At 66.7% G+C, this 20,513-nt stretch carries 18 protein-coding genes and 1 pseudogene; 11 read left to right on the top strand and 8 right to left on the bottom strand.

Annotation, left to right across the window (positions count from 1 at the left end; genetic code table 11):
• Positions 1-36: 36 nt before the first annotated feature.
• Positions 37-387 carry a DUF2537 domain-containing protein gene (locus GOSPT_RS12915; protein ID WP_005206638.1) on the bottom strand — a complete coding sequence of 117 codons (351 nt, stop codon included), beginning with the start codon at positions 385-387 and terminating at the stop codon, positions 37-39.
• Positions 384-1,256 carry a TrmH family RNA methyltransferase gene (locus GOSPT_RS12920; RefSeq protein ID WP_005206639.1) on the bottom strand — a complete coding sequence of 291 codons (873 nt, stop codon included), beginning with the start codon at positions 1,254-1,256 and terminating at the stop codon, positions 384-386. The genes GOSPT_RS12915 and GOSPT_RS12920 overlap by 4 nt, the downstream gene beginning before the upstream one ends.
• A 66-nt stretch (positions 1,257-1,322) precedes the next feature.
• On the opposite strand from GOSPT_RS12920, the gene GOSPT_RS12925 reads away from it, so the two are divergent.
• Positions 1,323-2,564, top strand: a complete 1,242-nt coding sequence (locus GOSPT_RS12925; RefSeq protein WP_005206640.1) for a GNAT family N-acetyltransferase — start codon at positions 1,323-1,325, stop codon at positions 2,562-2,564.
• Between the two features lie 176 nt (positions 2,565-2,740).
• Here the strand turns inward: GOSPT_RS12925 and GOSPT_RS12930 are convergent, their stop codons facing one another.
• Together GOSPT_RS12930 and GOSPT_RS12935 are read right to left on the bottom strand one after the other, a co-directional pair.
• Positions 2,741-3,184, bottom strand: coding sequence for a MarR family winged helix-turn-helix transcriptional regulator (locus GOSPT_RS12930; RefSeq protein WP_005206641.1), 444 nt, complete (start codon positions 3,182-3,184; stop codon positions 2,741-2,743).
• Between the two features lie 98 nt (positions 3,185-3,282).
• Complete coding sequence (locus GOSPT_RS12935; protein WP_231894915.1) at positions 3,283-4,656, bottom strand: NCS2 family permease; 1,374 nt, start codon at positions 4,654-4,656, stop codon at positions 3,283-3,285.
• A gap of 348 nt (positions 4,657-5,004) precedes the next feature.
• Here GOSPT_RS12935 and GOSPT_RS12940 point away from each other — a divergent pair, with 348 nt between their 5' ends.
• The 8 genes and pseudogenes from GOSPT_RS12940 to GOSPT_RS12975 all read left to right on the top strand — a co-directional run bounded on the left by GOSPT_RS12940 (position 5,005) and on the right by GOSPT_RS12975 (position 12,967).
• Positions 5,005-5,253: a DUF2530 domain-containing protein gene (locus GOSPT_RS12940; RefSeq protein ID WP_005206643.1), complete on the top strand. Its 249-nt coding sequence runs from the start codon at positions 5,005-5,007 to the stop codon at positions 5,251-5,253.
• Positions 5,254-5,363: 110 nt separating this feature from the next.
• Positions 5,364-6,318 (top strand): annotated as a pseudogene (locus GOSPT_RS12945) (esterase/lipase family protein).
• 213 nt (positions 6,319-6,531) lie between these two features.
• Entirely contained in the window at positions 6,532-7,338 is an 807-nt protein-coding gene (locus GOSPT_RS12950; protein WP_005206645.1) for an enoyl-CoA hydratase-related protein, read from the top strand.
• A gap of 33 nt (positions 7,339-7,371) precedes the next feature.
• Positions 7,372-8,121, top strand: coding sequence for an SDR family NAD(P)-dependent oxidoreductase (locus tag GOSPT_RS12955; protein ID WP_005206646.1), 750 nt, complete (start codon positions 7,372-7,374; stop codon positions 8,119-8,121).
• A 28-nt stretch (positions 8,122-8,149) separates the two neighbouring features.
• The gene (locus GOSPT_RS12960; protein ID WP_005206647.1) at positions 8,150-9,865 is read left to right on the top strand and encodes a class I adenylate-forming enzyme family protein; all 1,716 of its coding nucleotides are present in this window, start codon (positions 8,150-8,152) and stop codon (positions 9,863-9,865) included.
• Positions 9,862-11,082, top strand: a complete 1,221-nt coding sequence (locus GOSPT_RS12965) for an acyl-CoA dehydrogenase family protein (RefSeq protein WP_005206648.1) — start codon at positions 9,862-9,864, stop codon at positions 11,080-11,082. Before GOSPT_RS12960 ends, GOSPT_RS12965 begins: the two co-directional genes overlap by 4 nt.
• Before the next feature lie 13 nt (positions 11,083-11,095).
• Positions 11,096-12,241: an acyl-CoA dehydrogenase family protein gene (locus GOSPT_RS12970; RefSeq protein WP_005206649.1), complete on the top strand. Its 1,146-nt coding sequence runs from the start codon at positions 11,096-11,098 to the stop codon at positions 12,239-12,241.
• A gap of 48 nt (positions 12,242-12,289) precedes the next feature.
• Positions 12,290-12,967 (top strand): TetR/AcrR family transcriptional regulator, encoded by a 678-nt coding sequence (locus GOSPT_RS12975; protein WP_005206650.1) that lies wholly within the window; start codon positions 12,290-12,292, stop codon positions 12,965-12,967.
• Between the two features lie 261 nt (positions 12,968-13,228).
• Here GOSPT_RS12975 and GOSPT_RS12980 read toward each other — a convergent pair whose 3' ends face one another.
• Both GOSPT_RS12980 and GOSPT_RS12985 read right to left on the bottom strand, forming a co-directional pair.
• Positions 13,229-13,822 (bottom strand): phosphatase PAP2 family protein, encoded by a 594-nt coding sequence (locus GOSPT_RS12980; RefSeq protein WP_005206651.1) that lies wholly within the window; start codon positions 13,820-13,822, stop codon positions 13,229-13,231.
• Between the two features lie 120 nt (positions 13,823-13,942).
• Positions 13,943-15,091 (bottom strand): acyl-CoA dehydrogenase family protein, encoded by a 1,149-nt coding sequence (locus GOSPT_RS12985; protein ID WP_005206652.1) that lies wholly within the window; start codon positions 15,089-15,091, stop codon positions 13,943-13,945.
• A 125-nt stretch (positions 15,092-15,216) separates the two neighbouring features.
• Between GOSPT_RS12985 and GOSPT_RS12990 the strand changes: the two genes are divergently transcribed.
• The gene (locus tag GOSPT_RS12990) at positions 15,217-15,801 is read left to right on the top strand and encodes a TetR/AcrR family transcriptional regulator (RefSeq protein WP_005206653.1); all 585 of its coding nucleotides are present in this window, start codon (positions 15,217-15,219) and stop codon (positions 15,799-15,801) included.
• Here GOSPT_RS12990 and GOSPT_RS12995 read toward each other — a convergent pair.
• Positions 15,798-18,578 (bottom strand): sacsin N-terminal ATP-binding-like domain-containing protein, encoded by a 2,781-nt coding sequence (locus tag GOSPT_RS12995; protein ID WP_444542531.1) that lies wholly within the window; start codon positions 18,576-18,578, stop codon positions 15,798-15,800. The two genes, GOSPT_RS12990 and GOSPT_RS12995, sit on opposite strands and share 4 nt — an antisense overlap.
• Positions 18,579-18,638: 60 nt before the next feature.
• A complete protein-coding gene (locus GOSPT_RS13000; protein ID WP_039855934.1) occupies positions 18,639-19,379 on the bottom strand; it encodes a DUF3027 domain-containing protein in 741 nt (246 codons plus the stop codon).
• Between the two features lie 119 nt (positions 19,380-19,498).
• On the opposite strand from GOSPT_RS13000, the gene GOSPT_RS13005 reads away from it, so the two are divergent.
• A partial coding sequence (locus GOSPT_RS13005) for an MFS transporter (protein WP_506256236.1) occupies positions 19,499-20,513 on the top strand: 1,015 nt, incomplete at its 3' end.

Here is a 20,513-nt window from a genome sequence, read left to right on the forward strand (position 1 = left end):
GTCTGGCCGACCAGAAGTCCAGGTCAGAAGTCCAGCTCAGGGGTTCAGGAACGCCAGGGCGATCGACGACCCGACTCCGGCGAGAAAGCCGATCATCGAGCCCCACACGATCCACCGCCACACGGGTCGGTCGCGTAGTGGCCAGAGTGTCCAGCCGAGTCCTCCAGCGACGAGGATCGCCACGGCGACTCCGATCCAGCGAGCTGCCGCCGACCACGGCGTGATGTCGGCGACGAGCGTGTAGAGGCCGACGAGCAGCAGCGAACAGTAGATCGCACACGTCGTCGCGACGAACAGTCCGCTCGCCCATGGCGTCGGTTCGCCGCGGTCCATTCCCACCGATGACAGTGCCGACGCGGTCGGGTCGTCGAACTCGGCGAGGCTCACCGATCTATCGTCCCTGATCGGACACGCTCGTAAAAGGCGATCGCCGCTGCGGTCGCGACGTTGAGCGAATCCGTGCCCCGGCTCATCGGAATGCGTGCCGCGACGTGGGAGCCCCGGATGGCGGTCTCGCTGAGACCGGGGCCCTCGGCTCCGACGAGTACGGCCACCTTGTCGGCGGAGACCGCGTCGGCGAGCGGGACCGCGGACTCGCGCGGGGTGAGCGCCACCGTCGTGAAGCCGTGATCGGCGAGGAGGTCGAGCGCGCCGCGCCAGTCGTCGAAGCGAGCGTGCGGCACGAGAAGCGCGTGACCCATCGACACGCGCACGCAGCGTCGATACAGCGGATCGGCGCAGCCGGCACCGAACAGGACGGCGTCGACGCCGAGGCCCGCCGCGTTGCGGAAGATGCTGCCGATGTTCTCGTGGTCGTTGACGCCCTCGAGCACGGCGATGGTCCTGGCGTTCGCGAGCGCGTCGTCGACCTCCAATGCGGCTGGTCTGCGCGCCACGCCCAGCACTCCCCTGTTGAGATGGAATCCGACGATCTCGGCCATCACCTCGGCGCTCGCGCGATAGAACGGCACCCCGGACAGGCTCGGGTTCCGCAGGTCGTCGGACAGCTCGTTGAGTCGCTTGTCAACGCCCAGAAAGGCGTGCGGGGTGAACCGCGACGCGATCATGCGTTGAGCCACCAGCACGCCCTCGGCGATCACGAGCCCCTTGCCCGGTCGGCCGCCCGGCAGCGTCGGCAGGTCGGGGCGGCGGTCGACGGAGTTGAGGTCGCGGAAGTCGTCGACGCGCAGGTCGGTGGGGTCGTCGATGTCGATGACGTCGACCGCCAGAGGTGGGGCTGATACAGGCTCGGACACGCGGTCCAGTCTGCCGTAAGCAGTCCGAATTGTTTCTCACGCCCACCCATGTGACACGGTTGAGGAGTGAGATCACCGGACAATCGCAACAACACACTCGACCTCGGACGGGCCACCGACGCCGATTGGAACGAGATCATCACCACGGATGCTCGCGCGTTCGCCATGCGAAATCCCATTTCCGACGACGAGCGCACCGATCTCCGCGGGAAGGTCTCCGACGACGACGTCGTGCTGGTCCGAGACTCCTGGCACGACGACCGTCCACTCGTCGGGGTGTCGATGTTCTACCGGATGCAGATGACGGTCCCCGGTGGTGCACAGGTTCCCGCGGCCGGCCTGTCCTGGGTGTCGGTCGCGTCGACGCATCGTCGACGAGGAATTCTGCGTCGGATGATCACCGAGCTGTTCTCTCAGTGGGAGAGCGAGGGTTTCGCGTTCGCGATCCTCACCGCGTCGGAGGGGACCATCTACGAGCGGTTCGGGTTCGGCCCGGCATGCTTCGCCGAGAGCGTCGAGGTGACCCCCGGACAACCGACGCTGCGCGCCGAGGCGCCCGATCACCCCGAGGTCTACTTCGGCACCCCCGAGCAGGTCGCCGCGACGATCCCCGACATTCACGCACGGTGGGCGCGCACACGCCCGGGCGCGCTCGCGCGGACACCGCAGTGGTGGGCTCCGATCCTCGCCGACCGACCGTCGGAGCGTCCCCCGGCCGCCAGCGGCCTGCACTACCTGCTGCACCCCGACGGCTATGCGAGCTACCGCATCCACAAGAGCTCTGCCGGCCAGGTGCGCGGCGAGGTGGAGGAACTGTTCGCGATCACCGACGACGCACACACCGAGCTGTGGCGGGTGCTGCTCGGACTCGACCTGGTGCCGTCACTGACGGCGTCGATCCCGGTCGACGATCCGCTGCGTGCCAAGCTCACCGACCTGCGCTCGGCTCCGGTCACCGGACGCTCCGACAAGATGTGGGTGGCGATCCTCGACGTCGCCGCCGCGCTCGGCGCACGCACGTACTCCGCAGACCTCGACATCGTCCTCGAGGTCACCGACGGGTACCGGGAGCGCGCGGGAGTCTTCGACGTATCGGTGCGGAACGGTGGCGCGATCGTCGCGCCGTCGACGTCGAATCCGACTGTGCGCATGGACATTTCGGTGCTGTCGAGTTTGTTCCTCGGCGGGGTGCAGCCGTCGCTGTTCGCGAGCGCGGGACGCCTGTGGACAGACTCCGACGACACGCTGCACGCGCTGACCCAGGCGTTCGCCGCCGACCGCGCACCGTTCTCGGGGACGTTTTTCTGATCTCGACAGGCTCGATCAGCGGTGGGCAGCTCGATCAGCGGGGCGGGCGCTCGACCGGCGGGTGATCTCGACAAGCTCGATCAGCGGTGGGCAGCTCGATCAGCGTCGGGGGTTGGTTCGATCAGCGTCGAGGCGCTCGACCGGCGTCGGGGTTGGCTCGATCGGCGGGGCGCTGCTCAGGTGGGCTCGTCGGTTTCGCTGATCAGTTTGGCGAGGACCGGCAGGGCGCTGCGGAGGGTTGCGCGCTCGTCGTCGGTCAGTGCGTCGATCTGATCGGAGAGCCAGGCGCGTCGAGCGGCGTGCTCGGCGACGATGACCTCCTCGCCCGCGGGAGCCAGCGTCACGATTGCCTGACGCCCGTCTGTGGGGTGCGGCGCGCGCTCGATCATGCCGAGATCGGACAGCGAAGCCAGCACGCGCGTCATCGACGGTGGCTTGACTCGCTCGGCGGCCGCCAGCGCGCCCGGAGTCATCGCTCCCTCGATGTGAAGCGTCGACAATGCCGACAACTGGGTCAAAGATACGAGTTGGTTCTGTCTACGAAGGCGAAGTCGCCGCGCCAAGCGCACAATCGCTAGCGCCAGGGCACCCGATAAACCGTCGTCGGTCGGTGTACTCACGGGCCTTACATTAGTTTGCCGCACAGCATTTGCAGTACTGACCGGCCGTTTTCACAACTCGAACGGACGACATTGGGCCGAATTGTCCGGTTTTCTGGTCAACTGATCAGGTTGGAGATGGGTTCGCGCGCGAAGTAGAGGGCGAAGACGATCGCGATCGCCCACATCAACGGGTGCACCTTGCGCGCCTTGCCCGCCGCTGCGGCCATCACCACCCAGCTGATGAATCCGACGCCGATGCCGTTGGCGATCGAGTAGGTGAACGGCATGGTGACGATCGTCAGGAAGACCGGGAGGGCGTACTCGAACTTCGTGAAGTCGATGCGGGTCACCTGACCCATCATCAGCGCACCGACGATGACCAGCGCAGGCGCGACGGCCTCGGACGGGATGACCTCGTACAGCGGCGTCAGGAACATCGCCACGATGAACAGTCCGCCGGTCACGATGTTGGCCAGACCCGTTCGGGCACCTTCGGCGATGCCCGACGCCGACTCGACGAAGACCGTGTTCGACGACGACGACGCCACACCGCCCACGATCGCACCCGTGCCCTCGACGACCAGCGCCTTACCGACACCGGGCAAATTGCCCTTGTCGTCGGCGAGTCCGGCTTCGCGGCCGAGTCCGGTCATCGTGCCCATCGCGTCGAAGAAATTCGACAGCACCAGCGCGAAGACGAACACACACGCCGCGAGCACGCCGATTCGTGTGAAGGCGCCGAAGAGGTCGACGTTGCCGACGAGACTCAGATCGGGCAGTCCACCTGCCGAGTCGGGGATCTTCGGCACCGACAGCGACCAGCCGCCCTGCTTCTGCGCGCCAGAGCCGAGATGCAGCGTCGACTCCAGAATGATCGAGATGATCGTCGTGATGATGATCCCGAGGAGCAGACCACCCGGCACCTTCATCACCATCAACGCGCCCATGAGCAGGACGCCGATCACGAAGATGAGCGTCGGCACCGTGGTGATCGAGTTACCGAAGCCGAGCTGGACCGGCGTGGTGGTGCCCGCGGCGTCGGGGATACGGCGGACGAACCCTGCGTCGACGAATCCGATGAACGCCACGAAGCAGCCGATACCCGCTGCGATCGCTGCTTTCAGTTCTGCGGGAACAGCATTGAACACCGCGGTGCGGAATCCGGTGATCGCCAGGATGACGATGATGATGCCGTCGACCACGACCAGCCCCATCGCCTCGGGCCAGGTGACCTCGGGGACGATGGTCACCGCGAGCAGGCTGTTGATGCCCAGACCGGTGGCGATGGCGAAGGGATAGTTCGCGACGAGTCCGAAGATGATCGACATGACGCCCGCGACGAGCGCCGTGACGGCCGCGACCTGCGCGATGGGCAGCACGTTGCCGAGGACGTCGGCGTTCTTGGACTCGCCCGGTATGCCGCCGATGATGATCGGGTTGAGCACCACGATGTAGGCCATCGTGAAGAACGTCACCAGACCGCCGCGCACCTCGCGGTTCAGCGTCGAACCGCGTTCGCTGACCTTGAAGAAGCGGTCGACCGCCCCGAACCGCCGCGTCGGTTCCGCCGACTGGGCGCTCGGTTCCGCCGACTGGGCGTCGGGGCGCGTCGACTGGGCGCTCGGTTCCGCCGACTGGGCGTCCGGGCGCGTCGACTGTGCGTCCGGTTCCGTCGACTGGGCGTCGGAGCGCGTCGACTGGGCGTCGGAGCGCGTCGACTGGGCGCTCGGTTCCGCCGACTGGGCGCTCGGTTCCGCCGACTGTGCGTCGGCGTTCGATGGCTGTGTCGGATCACTCGAGGGATCGCTTGTCACAAGGGGGAAGTTACCCTGTCCTCCGTGGCCGATGAACCCGAGATCCCCCAATTGCCGCAATCGCTGCGGGCACCCGAGCCGGTGATCGTCGTCGGCATGGTCGCGTGGCTGGTGGCGACGATCGTCGTGTGGGCCACGGGTTGGGGCGGCGGTCGCACGCTGGCCGTGTGTCTCGTCGGCCTCGCCGTCGGCGTAGCGGGCACGGGCGTCTTCCTTCTCCAGCGCGCTGCATCTCGACGCGGCGACCGGACTGCGCAACGCGGGCTGGACTGAGCGCCGACCGCCGACTGGGCCCGACCGCCGAGCAAGCAGCGCGGCGTCGACGACACGCTTTTCGACGCAACCCACCCGCGCGCACCAAGCACTTGCTAGGTTCAGTGTTCATGCGGATTCGGGGATTCTCACTACTGGTTGCGGTCGCTGCGGCACTCGGCTTGCTCGCCGGGACGACGACTGCGGGCACCGCGTCGGCGGCCCCTCTACCGGTGACGTTCAACTTCTTCTCGGGCATCGCGCCGGAGTTGGCCAATCATGGCGGATCGCTCCCGGGCTCCAACGACTTCTCCTGCCGCCCGACGTCGAAACATCCCTACCCCGGTGGTGCTCGCACACGGGACGGGCGGATCGCAGCAAACCAATTGGGGCACATACGTTCCGCTGCTGAAGAACGAGGGCTACTGCGTCTTCGCGCTCACCTACGGGGCACTCGATGAGCTGCCGTGGCCAGGCCCCGCCGTCGGCGGAATGGGACTGATCGAAGACAGCGCAGCACAATTCGGGCGTTTCGTCGACAAGGTCCTCGCTGCGACGGGTGAGTCCAAGGTCGACGTCGTCGGACATTCGCAGGGCACCGTGGTGCCCGCGTACTACGCGAAATACCTTGGCGGACGAGGCAAGATCGACAAGCACGTATCGATCGCCCCGGCGTGGCGCGGTTCGACGGTGGCCGGGGCGGACCTCATCCTGCCGACGGTCCGCAAGCTCGGCATCTCCGCGGCACAGACCCCGCTCTGCCAGGGATGCGCCGAACTCGACCCCAGCTCGGACGTGATGCGCAAGATCGCTGCGGGCGGCTACTACTACCCAGAGATCAGCTACACCAACATCGCCACCCGCTACGACGAGGCCGTCGTCCCGTACACGCTCGGCCTGCCGCCGGGTGGCTCCAACGTGCGCAACATCGTCGTCCAGGACGGCTGCCCGGTGGACTTCACCGAACACGCGGGCGTCGCGGGTTCGCGCCGCGCCGCGTACTTCGTCCTGAACGCACTCGACCCCGCTCACCCCCGCCCGGTCCCGTGCGACCGGGCGGCGCCGCTGAGCGGGAGCGCGTACTAGACAGCGCCCGGTCGGCGTGACGCAGCGCCCAGTCGGCATCAGGAAGCGCCCAGTCGACGTAAGGAAACGCCCAGTCGACGGGCGTTGACCTGCGCGAACGACAATCTACTCAGCTGTGACCCTTGACACGTCGAATGGAGTGAATGTACGTTCATTCACTATGAAGTCCGAGTCACTCCGTCTCGGCGACCATCATCGCGAAGGAGCACAGACATGAGCTACGGCACCACCGACTACGAAGACATCGAGTACGTCGTGGAGGGCCCGACGGCGGTCATCACGATGAACCGCCCGCAGCGCTACAACGCATTTCGGGCCAAGACCGTCGAGGAGCTGATCAACGCCTTCCGACGTGCCTGGGCCGACCGCAACGTGCAGGCCGTGATCCTGACCGGCGCGGGAGAGAAGGCCTTCTGCACCGGCGGCGACGTCAAGCAGCGAGCAGAGACCGGCGACTACGGGCCGTCGGAGTCGGGCATGTTCGAGATCGGCAACCTGCACAAGGTGATCCGTGACATCCCCAAGCCCGTCATCGCGGCGGTCAACGGACTGGCCATCGGCGGCGGACACGTGCTGCATGTGCTGTGCGACCTGACCATCGCCGCAGACACCGCACGCTTCGGCCAGTCGGGCCCCAAGGTCGGCTCATTCGACGCCGGATTCGGCTCGGCCTACCTGGCACGGGTCGTCGGCGAGAAGCGGGCGCGCGAGATCTGGTACCTGTGCCGCCAATACGACGCCGCCACGGCTGAGCGTTGGGGCCTGGTGAACTGGGTTGTCCCGGCGGCAGATTTGCTCGACGAGGCCAAGAAGATCGCTGCCGAGATCGCGGAGAAGTCGCCGACGACGCTGCGCTTCCTCAAGCAGAGCTTCAACGCGGACTCCGACCATCAGACCGGACTCTCCAATCTCGCGATGAGCGCACTGGACCTCTTCACCCACTCCCCCGAGGGACTTGAGGGCGCAACGGCTTTCGCCGAGAAGCGCGCACCCGATTTCAACAAGTACGTCGGCGCCTGACCGCAGCAACCACAGACCACAGGAGCAAAACCCATGAGCACCAACAGCATCGCCGTCGTCACCGGCGCAGGATCGGGTATCGGTAAGGCCATCACGCTCGCATTCGCCGAGCAGGGCACCACGGTCGTCGCGGCCGATCTCGACCTCGACGCCGCCAAGCGTACAGCTGAGCAGAACGCCGCCATCGTGCCGATGTCCGTCGACGTCGCCGACCGGGCCACTGTCGACGCGCTACGAGACGCCGTCAACACCGAGGTCGGTGTCGCCGACATCCTCGTCAACGCCGCGGGATGGGACCGCACCGACCAATTCCTCAATGCGAGCACCGAATTCGCGGAGAAGGTGGTCGCGATCAACTACCTCGGACCAGTCCACATGGCGAGCGCCTTTCTACCGGGAATGGTCGAGGCGTCGACAACCGAAGGCTGGCAGGGCGGTCGGGTGATCAACCTTGCCTCCGACGCCGGACGAGTCGGCAGCGCAGGCGAATCCATCTACGCGGGCGCCAAGGGCGGCGTGATCGCCTTGAGCAAGTCGCTGGCACGAGAAATGGCGCGTCACCAGATCACCGTGAACGCCGTGTGCCCCGGACCCACCGACACCCCGTTGTTCCAGGCTCAGCCCGACAAGCTCAAAGAGGCTCTCGTCAAAGCGATTCCGTTCCGACGACTCGCCCGTCCCGACGAGGTCGCAGCGCCCGTCCTGTTCTTCGCCTCCCCCGCGGCGTCGTTCATCACCGGCCAGGTGATCAGCGTCAGCGGCGGACTCACGATGGCCGGCTAGGCCAACCCCGAGGTCACTGGAGATCATCATGAGCACCACCGCCAGTCACGACGCCGCAACACCGTACGTATACGACGCAGCACAGTACCGCTCGTTCTTCGAGCACGAGTTCACGTATCTGAACGGCTTCCGCCGCAACGTCTCCCGATACGCGCACACCACAGCGATGATCGACCCGACGACCGACACCGAGTGGACGTACGCAGAGCTCGGCGCCGCAGTGGACTCGTTGGCCGCAGGCCTCGCCGCCCACGGTGTCGGCGACGGCGACGTCGTCGGATATCAATTGTTCAACGGACCCGAGTTCGCGCAGCTCTACCTCGCCACCCAGGCCGTAGGCGCCGTCGGGTCACCGATGAACTTCCGGTTGGCGGCAGGCGAGACGGCGGTCATCCTCGATGTGAGCAGGCCGTCGGTCTACATCTACGACACCGAGCTCACCGACATGGTGTCCACGGCAATCGAGCGCGCCGAGCATACGCCGGACGTCCTGATCGGCGTGGGCACAGGCACTCTCGTCGACGGCCCGCGATCGATCCGATTCACCGACCTGCCTGCCGACGCTCCGGCACCGCGGACAACCCGCGGCGTGTTCGACGAGACCACCCGGCTCTACACGTCCGGCACCACCGGCATGCCCAAAGCAGTGCCGATGAACAGCGCGATCGAGATCTTCTCGGCGCATGACGTGATCATGCACTTCCCGCTCTCACCGGAGGATCGCATGCTGAACATGACTCCGTGGTTCCACCGCGGTGGACTCTATTGCGCCGGACCCAATCCCACGTTCTACCTCGGATCGTCGCTGGTACCGATGCGTGTGTTCGACGCGGCGACGACACTCGACTGGGTCGAGCGCTACGGACTGACATTCCTCATCGGTGCGCCGACCAACCTCGCGATGCTCGCTGCCGAGCAGCAACGTCGTCCGCGAGACCTGTCCAGCCTGCACGGCATCGTCACCATGGGTGCTCCCCTCGAACGCGACGCCGCACTGCTCTATCAGGAGGTGCTCACCCCCAGGATCTTCAACGGATACGGCAGCACCGAGGGGTTCTGGAACACCTTCCTGCGTCCCACGGACCTGCCCGATCACGCCGGAACCGCCGGACGCGCCTGCCTCGACGACGACGTGCGCGTCGTCCACGTCCGCGACGACGGGCAGCTGGCCGACCCGGACGACGTCGTCGCACGAGACGGCGACGAGGTCGGTGAAGTGATCATCCGCTCACCGAAATGTGCTGCGGCGTATTTCGATTCACCCCAGCAGGAGAAGGCGAAGTACAACGGTAGCTGGCTGCACATCGGCGATCTCGCCACCTGGGACGTCGACGAGTTCGTCACGATCGTCGGCCGCAAGGACGACATGCTCATCTCCGGCGGCGAGAATGTGCATCCGGTACAGGTCGAGGAGGCTCTGAACGGCCATCCCGCAGTGGCGGATTCGCTTGTCGTCGGGGTTCCCGACGACCGGTGGGGACAGCTCGTCGTCGCCTACATCGTGCCTGTCGAGGGCGCCCACCCGTCCCCGGAGGAACTCGACAGCTACTGCCGTGAGCACCCGATGCTCTCGCAGTTCAAACGTCCGCGCGCCTATCGCATCGTCGAGTCGCTCCCTGTTTCCGCGACCGGCAAGAAACTCCACTACCGGGCAACCACATCCGCAGCCGCCGAGATGTCGGCGGGCGAATTCGACGCCCCCGCACCACTGACAACATCGACCACCAACGGAGCCGACCGATGAGCACCACCGCCAGCACCAAGTTCTCCGCCCTCGACCCCCTCAACCTCGATCTCGGATACTCCGACGACGAACTGGCCGTTCGCGATTCGGTCCGCGGATTTCTCGCCGAGGCCGTGACCCCGTACATCGCCGACTGGTTCGAGGAGGGCGGAATCCCGATCGCGCGCGAGCTGTTCAAACAATTCGGTCAGCTCGGCGTTCTCGGCATGCATCTCGACGGATACGGTTGCGGCGGAGCGTCGTCGGTGCATTACGGCCTGGCCAGTCTCGAACTCGAGGCCTGCGATTCGGGCATCCGGTCGATGGTTTCGGTGCAGGGTTCACTCGCAATGTTCTCGATCTACAACAACGGCAGCGAAGCACAGAAGACGCAGTGGCTGCCGTCCATGGCCGAAGGCACCACCGTCGGCTGTTTCGGTCTCACTGAGCCCGACGCCGGATCAGACCCGGCGTCGATGAAGACGCGCGCCAGGCGCGACGGCGACGACTGGATTCTCGACGGCCGCAAGATGTGGATCACCAACGCCCCCATCGCCGACGTCGCCGTCGTCTGGGCGCAGACCGACCTCCCCGACGGTGGCGTGGGTGTGCGGGGCTTCATCGTGCCCACCGACACTCCCGGTGTTTCCACACCGGAGATCAAGCACAAGGCGTCGCTCCGGGCGTCGACCACCGGTGAGATCGTCATGGACAACGTGCGGTTGCCCGCGAATGCGCTGATGCCCGGAAACGACGACCTGCACAAGGGCAGGGGAATCAAGGGTCCGCTCTCGAGTCTCACCGAGGCCAGGTACGGAATCATCTGGGGATCGATCGGTGCGGCTCGCACCGCCTGGGCGGCAGCGCTCGAGTATGCCACGCAGCGAACACAATTCGGCAAGCCGATCGCCGGATTCCAACTGACACAGGCGAAGCTCGCCGACATGGCCGTCGAACTGCAGAAGGGCCAGTTACTGGCGTACCACCTCGGACGTCTGAAGGATTCGGTCGGGCTGCGTCCGGACCAGGTCAGCTTCGGCAAACTCAACAACACTCGTGAGGCCATCGAGATCTGTCGCACGGCGCGAACCATATTGGGCGGCAACGGTATCTCGCTGGAGTATCCGGTGATCCGTCACATGGTGAACCTCGAATCGGTGCTCACCTATGAGGGCACCCCAGAGATGCACCAACTTGTCCTCGGCCAGGCCTACACCGGCCAGAATGCCTTCCGCTGAACGGAGACTCCCCATGAGCGCACTCACCTACGACATCGAGCACAAGCAATTCCGCGACACCGCAGCACGATTCGTCGCCGAGCAGATCACTCCCTCGCACGAGAACTGGGAAACCGCGGGCCAATGGGACCGAAGCCTGTTCACCGAGGCGGGCAAGAACGGGCTGATCGGATTCGAGGTCGACGAGCAGTTCGACGGGCCAGGCGTCGACGACTTCCGGTACAACGCAATCCTGATCGACGAAATCGCACGCACCGGCGCGGCCGCCGAAGCGATCGCGTTCTCACTACAGAACGACGTCGTCCTCCCCTACCTCACCGAGCTGACCACCGACGAGCAGAAGGCGCGCTGGCTACCAGGCGTCGTCAGCGGGGAGACCGTGCTCGGCATCGCGATGACGGAGCCGGGGGCGGGCAGCGACCTTACCGGCATCACCACGTCGGCGGTGCGCGATGGCGATCACTACGTGGTCAACGGGTCGAAGACGTTCATCTCCAACGGCCGAAACGGCGACCTGTTCGTCGTCGCGACGAGGACGAGCCCGGACAAGCACAAGGGACTCACGCTGCTCGTCGTCGACGCTGCCACAACGGGTTTCGAGCGTGGCCGCAACCTCGACAAAATCGGGCTGCACGCACAGGACACCAGCGAGCTCTCCTTTCACGACATGCGGGTACCGGTGGCGAACCGTCTCGGCGAAGAGGGCGAGGGCTTCTACCAACTGGTGAGAAACCTTCCGCAGGAACGGCTCTCACTGTCCGTGGGCGCCATCGCGGCAGCCGAAGGTGTTTTCGCCCGCACCCTGGAGTACGTGAAGGAGCGCACCGCGTTCGGTTCGCCGATCGCGTCGTTCCAGAACACCCAGTTCGTCCTGGCCGAGCTCGCAACCGAACTCGACATCGCACGGACGTTCCTAGACGACTGCATCGCAGAACACGTCCGGGGAGAACTGAGCGCGGCACGGGCGGCGCGGCTGAAGTGGTGGGCAACCGAACTACAGGTCCGGACCGCGGACAGGTGCCTGCAACTGCACGGCGGCTACGGCTACATGCGGGAGTATCCGGTGGCACGAGCATTCGTCGACGCGCGTATCCAGACCATCTACGGCGGGACGTCGGAGATCATGAAGACCATCGTCGCCAAGGATCTGGGCATCTGAGCGGCTACAGTGATGAACGGTGATTCACCGTTCGATGGAGGAGGACTCGTGGCGAAATCCGCAACCGCACGCTCGACGTCGGATCTGGCCGTCGAAGATGCGGTGCGCGCGGTCCGGGTCTCGTCGCGTCGACGACAGTTGCTCGACGCCGCCGTGGCCGTCATGGAGCGCACCGGGTTTCACCAGATGTCGATGCAGGCGCTTGCCGACGAGGCGCAGGTCAGCGTCGGATTGTTCTACAAGTATTTCGGGTCGAAGGAGGACATCCTCCTCGCCGCCATCGTCGACATCCTGGAGAAGTTCCGCGATCAGTTGCAACCCGCGATGGACCTCGCGGGCGACGACCCCGTCGAACAACTCATCGCCGGTTTCCGGCAGTACGCGCGGATCGTCGACGAGAACCGCGATGCCGTCGTGCTGACGTATCGGGAGAGCCGGACGCTCGACGCCGAGGGTCGGGACCAGATCAAGCAGCTCGAGGTGGAGACGTCGGCGCCGATGCGCGAGGCGATCACTGCTGCCATCGAGAACGGGTCGATGAAGGCGGACGTCGACGCCGACCTCGCGGTGTTCGATCTGATGATGCTCGCGCACGGGTGGGCGCTGAAGCACTGGCACTTCGCGCCCGCGCTGACGATCGACGAGTACGCGACGGCGCAGCTGCGGTTCGCACTGCCGGCGCTGGTCGTCGGCGATCGGCTCGGCGGGTACCTGGCCGCGCTGTAGGGGTGGTCTCGACAAGCTCGACCAGCGGTGGTTGGGCTCGAGCGGCGGTTGGTGGTCTCGACAAGCTCGACCAGCGGCGGGGGCTCTCGACCAGCGGTGGTTGGGCTCGAGCGGCGGTTGGGTGGTCTCGACAAGCTCGACCAGCGGCGGGGGCTCTCGACCAGCGGTGGTTGGGCTCGAGCGGCGGTTGGTGGTCTCGACAAGCTCGACCAGCGATGGTTGGGCTCGACCGGCGGCGGTTGGGCTCGACCAGCGGCCCGGCTAGGCGGGGTCCGACGGCTCGGCCACGGGGCGGTCGGATCGGCCGCGCGAGGACAGCCAGAGCGAGAGCACCCAGGTGCACAGCCCGACCCACACGGCGCCGAACAGCCAGCCGGCGAGGACGTCGGTGGTCCAGTGGACGCCGAGGTAGATACGGGTCAGTCCGACCAGGATCGATATCACCGGCGCTAGCGCCATCGACCACGGATGCGCGCGCACCCACGGGATCACCCGATACGCCGCGACGGCGATGAGTCCGTACACAACCATCGTCATCATCGAGTGGCCCGAGGGGAACGAGTAGCTCTCGATGTGGAGGAGCCGGTCGTCGCGCGGAGGTCTTTCACGCCTGACGAGGTGTTTGAGGATCACCATCAACGACGCCCCGAGGAGCGAACCCACGCCGACGTAGACGGCCTCGGTCACGTGCTTGCGGGCGGCGAGCGCGATCACGACAAGTGTCGCGACGATCCAGAGGGTGATCGTGTTGCCGAACACAGTGACGACGTGCGCGAGACCGGTCAGTGGCGCGGTGCGGTGGTCGACGACCCACGTGGTGATGTGCTCGTCGACGTCGGTGATCTGCACGATCATTCTCGCCACACTACCGACGATGCCCGCCGATCAGCGGTGAATGTGTGTCGTGTTGAAGGATGTGGGTGCTGCAGCACCCACATCCTTCAACACGACACACATTTAGAAGCGGGCCGGAGCTCAACCAGCGCTGGTGGCGAGGGCGCGGCTGATGACGAGGCGCTGGATCTGGTTGGTGCCCTCGAAGATCTGGGTGATCTTGGCTTCGCGCATGAACCGCTCGACGCGGAAGTCGCGGGTGTAGCCGTAGCCGCCGAGCACCTGGACGGCGTCGGTGGTGACCTTCATCGCGGCGTCGGTGGCGATCAGCTTGGCGGTGGCAGCGGCGCGCGAATATTGTTGTCCCGCATCGCGACGTCGTGCGGCGTCGAGGTAGGTTGCCCGGGCGGAGTCGACGGCGGCGGCCATGTCGGCGAGCAGGAAGCCGAGGCCTTGGTGGTCGATGATCTTGCGGCCGAACGTGGTTCGTTCGTGTGCGTAGTCGACGGCGGCGTCGAGCGCGGCCTGTGCGAGGCCGGTGGCGACGGCCGCGATGCCGAGTCGGCCGGAATCCAGTGCGGAGAAAGCGATCTGGAGTCCCTGGCCCTCGGCGCCGAGTCGACGTCCCTCCTCGATGAAGGCGTCGTCATAGTGTGCCGAGGTGGTGGGGACCGCCGCAAGGCCCATCTTCTCTTCGGGTTTGCCGAACGAGAGGCCTGCGGTGTCGCGGGGAACGAGGAAGCACGAGATGCCCTTGGAGCCTTCGCCTGTCCGCGCGAACAGGTTGTAGACATCGGCGATGCCGCCGTGGGTGATCCACGCCTTGGCGCCGGTGACGGAGTATCCGCCCTCGGCGGGCGCGGCTTTGCAGTTGAGTGCAGCGGCGTCGGATCCCGCTTGCGGCTCGGACAGGCTGTACGCGCCGATCAGCTTGCCCTCCAACAGATCCGGGAGCCACTGCTGCTTCTGCTCGTCGGTGCCGAAGGTGAACAGGGGATGGCAGGCGAGGCCGTGCACGCTGGTCGCGACGGCAACCGATGCCCAGCGCGTGCCGAGTTCTTCGAGCACCTGCAGGTACACCTCGTAGGGCTGGCCGCCGCCTCCCCACTCCTCCGGGTAGGGCAGCCCGAGCAGTCCTGCCTCGCCCATCTCGGCGAAGAGGCCGTCGGGATACCGCTCGGCCTTTTCATACTCGTCGACGATGGGGAGGAACTTCTTGTCGGCGAAGTCCCTGGTCAGCGCGATCAGATCACGAGCCTCGTCGGTGGGCAGGAGACGGTCGACGGGCATGAATCCTCCGATGGTGCGTGATCTGAACAGCTACTAATGCTCGACTCAATACAGTACTCAGGTACTCTTCCTAGTACTATCCGAGCGAGAATGCAATGCCCCCACCACCGCCCAGGAGATGACCGATGACCCGAGCCGAGCTCGCGACGCGGCGTCGAACTGAGTTGTTCGATGGCCTCCTCGCGCTGATGCTCGACGACGGCTTTGCGCACCTCCAGATCGCCGACCTCGCTGCGCGCCTGCACTGTTCACGCTCGACGCTCTACACACTGGCAGGCAGCAAGGAGCAGCTCGTGACCAAGACGGTCACCCACTTCTTCCGCACGGCGACCGACCAGGTCGAGTCGCGAGTAGCCGACGCCGCGACGTCGCGCGACGCCGTCGTCGAGTACCTGATCGCGGTGGGCGATGCTCTCTCGCCCGCATCCGCGCAGTTCATGGCCGACCTGCACGCCTTCGCGCCGACGCGCGAACTCTACGAACAGAACACCGCCGCTGCCGCCGCCCGCGTGCGCGGACTCATCGCTGCTGGGGTCGCCGCGGGCGAATTCCGTGACGTGGACGCCGCTTTCGCGGGCGACCTCGCCGCGACGATGATGAGTCGCATCCAACGGCGCGACGTCGAAGCACACACCGGCCTCGACGACGCGCAGGCCTATCGGCAGCTCGCGTCGATCCTCACGCGCGGGATCGACGTCGACCGAGGTTAGCGCCGCGCGCGGCGTCGAAGATGCGTGATGCCCCGGTCGTCGATCCACCAGTCGACGGACATGTCGACGCTCTCGCCGTCGCGGGCCACGGTGACGACCAGGTCGTCGTGGACTCTGACTTCGCCGTCCACTGCGCGCCCGGTGAGCGCGGTGAAGAGCACTGCGTCGGTGCCCGCAGCGGTCGACGGCTCGCCCTGCGACGCGACGACGGCGTTGAACGCCTCCGACGAGGTCGGAACGTCGAGAATGTCAGCCAACAGAGCGGCGTCATCTGACGGGCTGGCGGCGTCGGCCGCGAACACGACCATTGCGTCGGCGTCGACGACCTGCAGGTACCACGGACGATCGATCACCACCGCGTCGGTTACTGCGCTGCCTGACACCGCTCGAACACGTTCCGGCACAGCGAGATCCATCGGTTCGACGGTTCCGCGTCGGCATGCACGCACCATCGCGGCGTACGTCGTCGACGCCGCGCCGGCCGACACGTCGCGCGCAGGATCGGCGAGGTTGTGCAGCAGAGTGTCGGCGTCGGCGACCGATTCGACGTCGCTGCCGCCGAGCGCCGCGGCAAGCGAGTCGGCGTACGGATGGTCGAGGACGTCGCGGACTCCGGCCAGCGCCGACTCCGACGGTGCGCGGTACCAGCCGAGCGGATGCCCGTCGATGTACGCGTGATGACGCAACCACCACGCCGTGTACCCGTGACGGTCGGCGAGCACCGACTCGAGCGACTCGTCACGCGCGAGCAAGGTCAGCGCCTCGGGCCAGCAGTCATCGTCGACGAGGTCGAGATCGCGCACCGCGGTAAGGGTTTCGGGAAGATCGGCGAGACCGTCCCACCAGAGTTCCTCATCGGGCAGGTCGTGATCCGGCGCGGTCGGGAACTCGTCGGAGACGGTCGTGAAACCCCACCCGACGCCGATTCTGCGCAGCACGTCGGCTCCGACACGCGCCACCAGCTCGTCGTCGACGATGCCGAACGGATGATCGTCGACGAGCACGGAGAGCAGCGGAGCGTCCGGCAGTAGTAGTTCGTCGGCGTTGCGCCACTCGCCGTCGGCGGGTAACGCCATGCGCGACAACCACTCCGGTGCGTCCGCACCGGGATCCGCGACGAGCAGTTCGACGACCTCGTCCAGAAGTGTCGAGTCCTCGTCGTCGACCGCATCCTCATCCTCGACGAGTGCGCGCAGTGAATCGTCGGCGAGCGCCTCCGACACCGAGAGACGTTGCACGCCAAGTCGTTCGAGGAGCGGATGGTCGGCGTCGGGATCGACGGTGCGAATCCATCGCAGTGGACGCGACGTCGCGACGACGAAAAGCCCACGCGCGCCGATGTTCATGCGACCGTCCGCGCGCGGGACCGGCAGCGCGGACAGCTCCTCGACCTCCCGCGACGTCGGCACGAGTGGCGCGAGTGCGGCGTAGAGCCGCTGCCACCAGGCCGCTGGACGGTCGACACCGACGAGCCGATCAGCAAGGGTCGCAAGCCCTATCGGTGTGACCCCTAGACGTTCGAGCACGACAAGCGAGCTGGACGTGGAGAGGTCGGGGTGCACGAGGTCGGCGAAGAGATCGCCGAGTACGTCGGCCAATTCGTCGGTGAGTCCGAGCAGCATCACCGCACGCGATGGCACCAGGTCGGGGCCGTCGGCCGCGGGCAGCCATGACGCATCGCGCACCTCGTCGACGACGGCCTCGGTGAGCCGCGCGTCGTCGAGTCCTGCGATCCGATGCGACGCCGGTAGCAGAGCGAGCCGATCGGATGGTTCGGCAACGCGGAGCAGGTCCGCGTAACCGGCTGCGGCAGAGGCTATGTCGACGTCGGGAAGCAGTCGACGTCGGTCCGGCGTCGGCGGCAGCGATGTGATGATCCTGGCGGGTAGTCCTAGCTCGATGTCGGTGGCCGTCGGCGCGTACAGCACTCCCCGCACCGGACGAGCAGCCACGGCACCGTTGGACTGCGGTGCGAGCCAACGGTTCACAATACCGTCGCGCGTGTGCGTCACCTCCAGCCACGAGGCGTACACCCGCTCGGCACCTTCGACGTCGACGAACACCCGCAACCGCCGGGCACTACTGCCAGGGCCGAGCTGCGCAGCGTCGGACTCGGCAGCGTCGAAATCGGTCCGTTCGATCCGAAAGCTCCTGTCCGGCAGCGTGATCGACTCGACGGCTTCGAGGGAGAGCAGCAGATCGGGGACCTGCACCGCGATGTCGGCAAGGAGCGCTTGGGCGTCGACGTCCGCCGTCAACCCCAGCACGACGTCGGTGTCGAAGTCGGCAGCGGGCGCAGTGCTGACGGGCCACGCCAGGCGCAGCAACGGAACCGACGCGCCGTCTCGCGGCGAGATACCCGAATCCCGCACCGCGGCAACGGTATCGGCGCGATCGAAGCGGACGGAGCCCGTCGTCGAGCGGATCTCGACGTGGTCGGCGATGGTGGCGGTCGCCGTGAATCCGACGCCGTAGCGGCCGATGACTCCTGCGGCGGTGTCGTCGGATTTCGCCGACACCCGAAGCGCCACAAGCGAACGCACGCCGTCGGCACTCAGCGGAGCACCCGTGTTGGCGACGTGCAGTTCGCGGCCGTCGAGCCAGACGGCAATGCGTGCAGAAGAATTCGAAACGGCTGCCGCATCCGCAGCGTTGACCGCGAGCTCTGTGAACAGTCGGTCGCGGTAGCCGACGGTGACCAGATCGTCCTCGGCGTTACTGTCCTCGATCAGCCGGGTCGGTGACGAGCGCCAGGCGTCGAGTGTCGCTGCGCGCAGGCGGTCCGTCCCGAACGGGTCGTCGGTGTCGCGCCGGTCGGTCGTCAGGGTCGGCCGTTCTCAGACGATCTCGAGCACGCCGTCGTCGAATGCCTCGTACGCGGGCGATCCCTCGCCCCGATGCGGCTCGACGTCGGAGTGCGCCCCGCAGCCGTACTCGGCCGACACCACGCGGCCGTCGGCGGCGAGTTCGTTGGCGCACGCGCCGAACGCCGCCCGCAGAGCGCCGGAGAGGGGGATGTAGAAGCCGCAGGTCCCGCACGAGAACGGTGCGGCCTGAGCCATTTCGGAACCGGGACCGAAGTCGCCGTCGTACCAACGTTGCGCGGCGTCGTCACGTCCCTCGCGGCTGAGCACGCGGCGTCGGCCGAGTCCGAGTTCGCCCGCCACCTGCGCGACGTCGTCGTCATCGGCGACGAACTCGTCGCCGGTGTCGATCTGGTTGGGCACCAGCCGCGGATCGTCGTCCTCGGCGGCGAGCACATCGCCGGGATGCAGATCGCCCGACTCGACGCGCTGCGACCACGGCAGCCAGTCCGGCGCGAGCAGCGCGCCGTCGGCGGGCAGGAGCGCGGTCTCGCTGATCGTCACCTCGTCGCTGTTCGGCGAGCCTGCGACCACCACACACCACTGCCACCCCTGGTAGCCGGGAATGTCGGAGTCGAAGTAGTGGGCGACGGCCCACTCCCCCTCCGCGATGGCGGCGCGGTGGTCGCCCGGATGCTCCCCGTCGGCTTCGAGCGCTGAGCGAGCCGACTCGACGGCGTCGAGCAGAAGCTGGTTTCCGGTCACTGCGATCACTGTTCCAGTGTGCAATATCGACGCCGCGCCAGGCCAACCGCCCACCTCCAGACGTTGTGGCGCCCCACACGACGGACGGTTACGCCACACAGTCACACCTATGAGGAACAATTGATCAGGTGATCCGATGGAGGCGGGACGACGGCGGCCGATCGAACGACGACCCCCCGACGACGCCGGTACCCGAGAGCGAGACCTCGCGCATCGACGAGTACAGCCGACGACGCCCAGCTGCCCACCCGGGCAGCGCGAACTATCCCGCGGGCGACGGCCGGCAACGCGGTCGTGCCCACGCATCCGTCGGCGACGCCTACCTACCGCCACGCACACACAATCCGCACCTACCTCCACTCGACGAATCGCCGACTGTAGGCGCCACGCGTGCGATGCCCGACGAGGTCGGCAAGACGTCGGCCAAGGGCCCCAAGAAGATCACGGTCATGCGTGTGGCAGCGATGCGCGGACGCGAACTGACCGGGCGCGGCGTCGACAAGATCTATCAGGCCGCCACGGCCGACGGCGCCGACAAGTCGGGGCTGACGGCGCTGACTCTGCCGGTCATCGCGAACTTCGCGGTCGACGCCGCGATGGCCGTCGCACTGGCCAACACGCTGTTCTTCGCCGCTGCGACCGGCGAATCGAAGACGAACGTCGCGCTGTATCTGGCACTGACGATCGCCCCCTTCGCGCTGATCGCCCCGGTGATCGGCCCCATGCTCGACCGTCTCCAACACGGTCGACGCATCGCGATGGCCACGACGTTCGGCCTTCGTACCGTGCTCGCGCTGCTCATCATCAGCAACGTCGCCTGGAACCCCGCGACGCAGCAACTGCAGTACGACCCGTGGGTGCTCTACCCGTGCGCGCTGGGTCTGCTGGTGCTCTCCAAATCGTTCGGAGTGCTGAAGTCGGCGGTGACACCGCGCGTCGTGCCCCCGAGCATCGACCTTCCGCGCGTCAACTCCCGGCTCACGACGTTCGGGCTGATCGGCGGGACGATCATCGGCGGTGCGGTGGCCGCGCTGTTCGAGGTGGTGCTGGCCAAGGCGCTTCCGATCCACATCCCCGGCGCGATGGTGTGGCTGGCGATCATCTCGGCGGTCGGCGCCTACCTGTGCCTGCGCATTCCGTCGT

Source organism: Gordonia sputi NBRC 100414 (assembly GCF_000248055.1).
In the GTDB taxonomy this organism is placed as follows: domain Bacteria; phylum Actinomycetota; class Actinomycetes; order Mycobacteriales; family Mycobacteriaceae; genus Gordonia; species Gordonia sputi.

Coding starts and splice junctions, on each gene's coding strand:
- GOSPT_RS12950 (WP_005206645.1), top strand. CDS start 6,532: ATGAGCTACGGCACCACCGACTACGAAGACATCGAGTACGTCGTGGAG.
- GOSPT_RS12980 (WP_005206651.1), bottom strand. CDS start 13,822: ATGATCGTGCAGATCACCGACGTCGACGAGCACATCACCACGTGGGTC.
- GOSPT_RS12965 (WP_005206648.1), top strand. CDS start 9,862: ATGAGCACCACCGCCAGCACCAAGTTCTCCGCCCTCGACCCCCTCAAC.
- GOSPT_RS12970 (WP_005206649.1), top strand. CDS start 11,096: ATGAGCGCACTCACCTACGACATCGAGCACAAGCAATTCCGCGACACC.
- GOSPT_RS12990 (WP_005206653.1), top strand. CDS start 15,217: ATGACCCGAGCCGAGCTCGCGACGCGGCGTCGAACTGAGTTGTTCGAT.
- GOSPT_RS12960 (WP_005206647.1), top strand. CDS start 8,150: ATGAGCACCACCGCCAGTCACGACGCCGCAACACCGTACGTATACGAC.
- GOSPT_RS12985 (WP_005206652.1), bottom strand. CDS start 15,091: ATGCCCGTCGACCGTCTCCTGCCCACCGACGAGGCTCGTGATCTGATC.
- GOSPT_RS12955 (WP_005206646.1), top strand. CDS start 7,372: ATGAGCACCAACAGCATCGCCGTCGTCACCGGCGCAGGATCGGGTATC.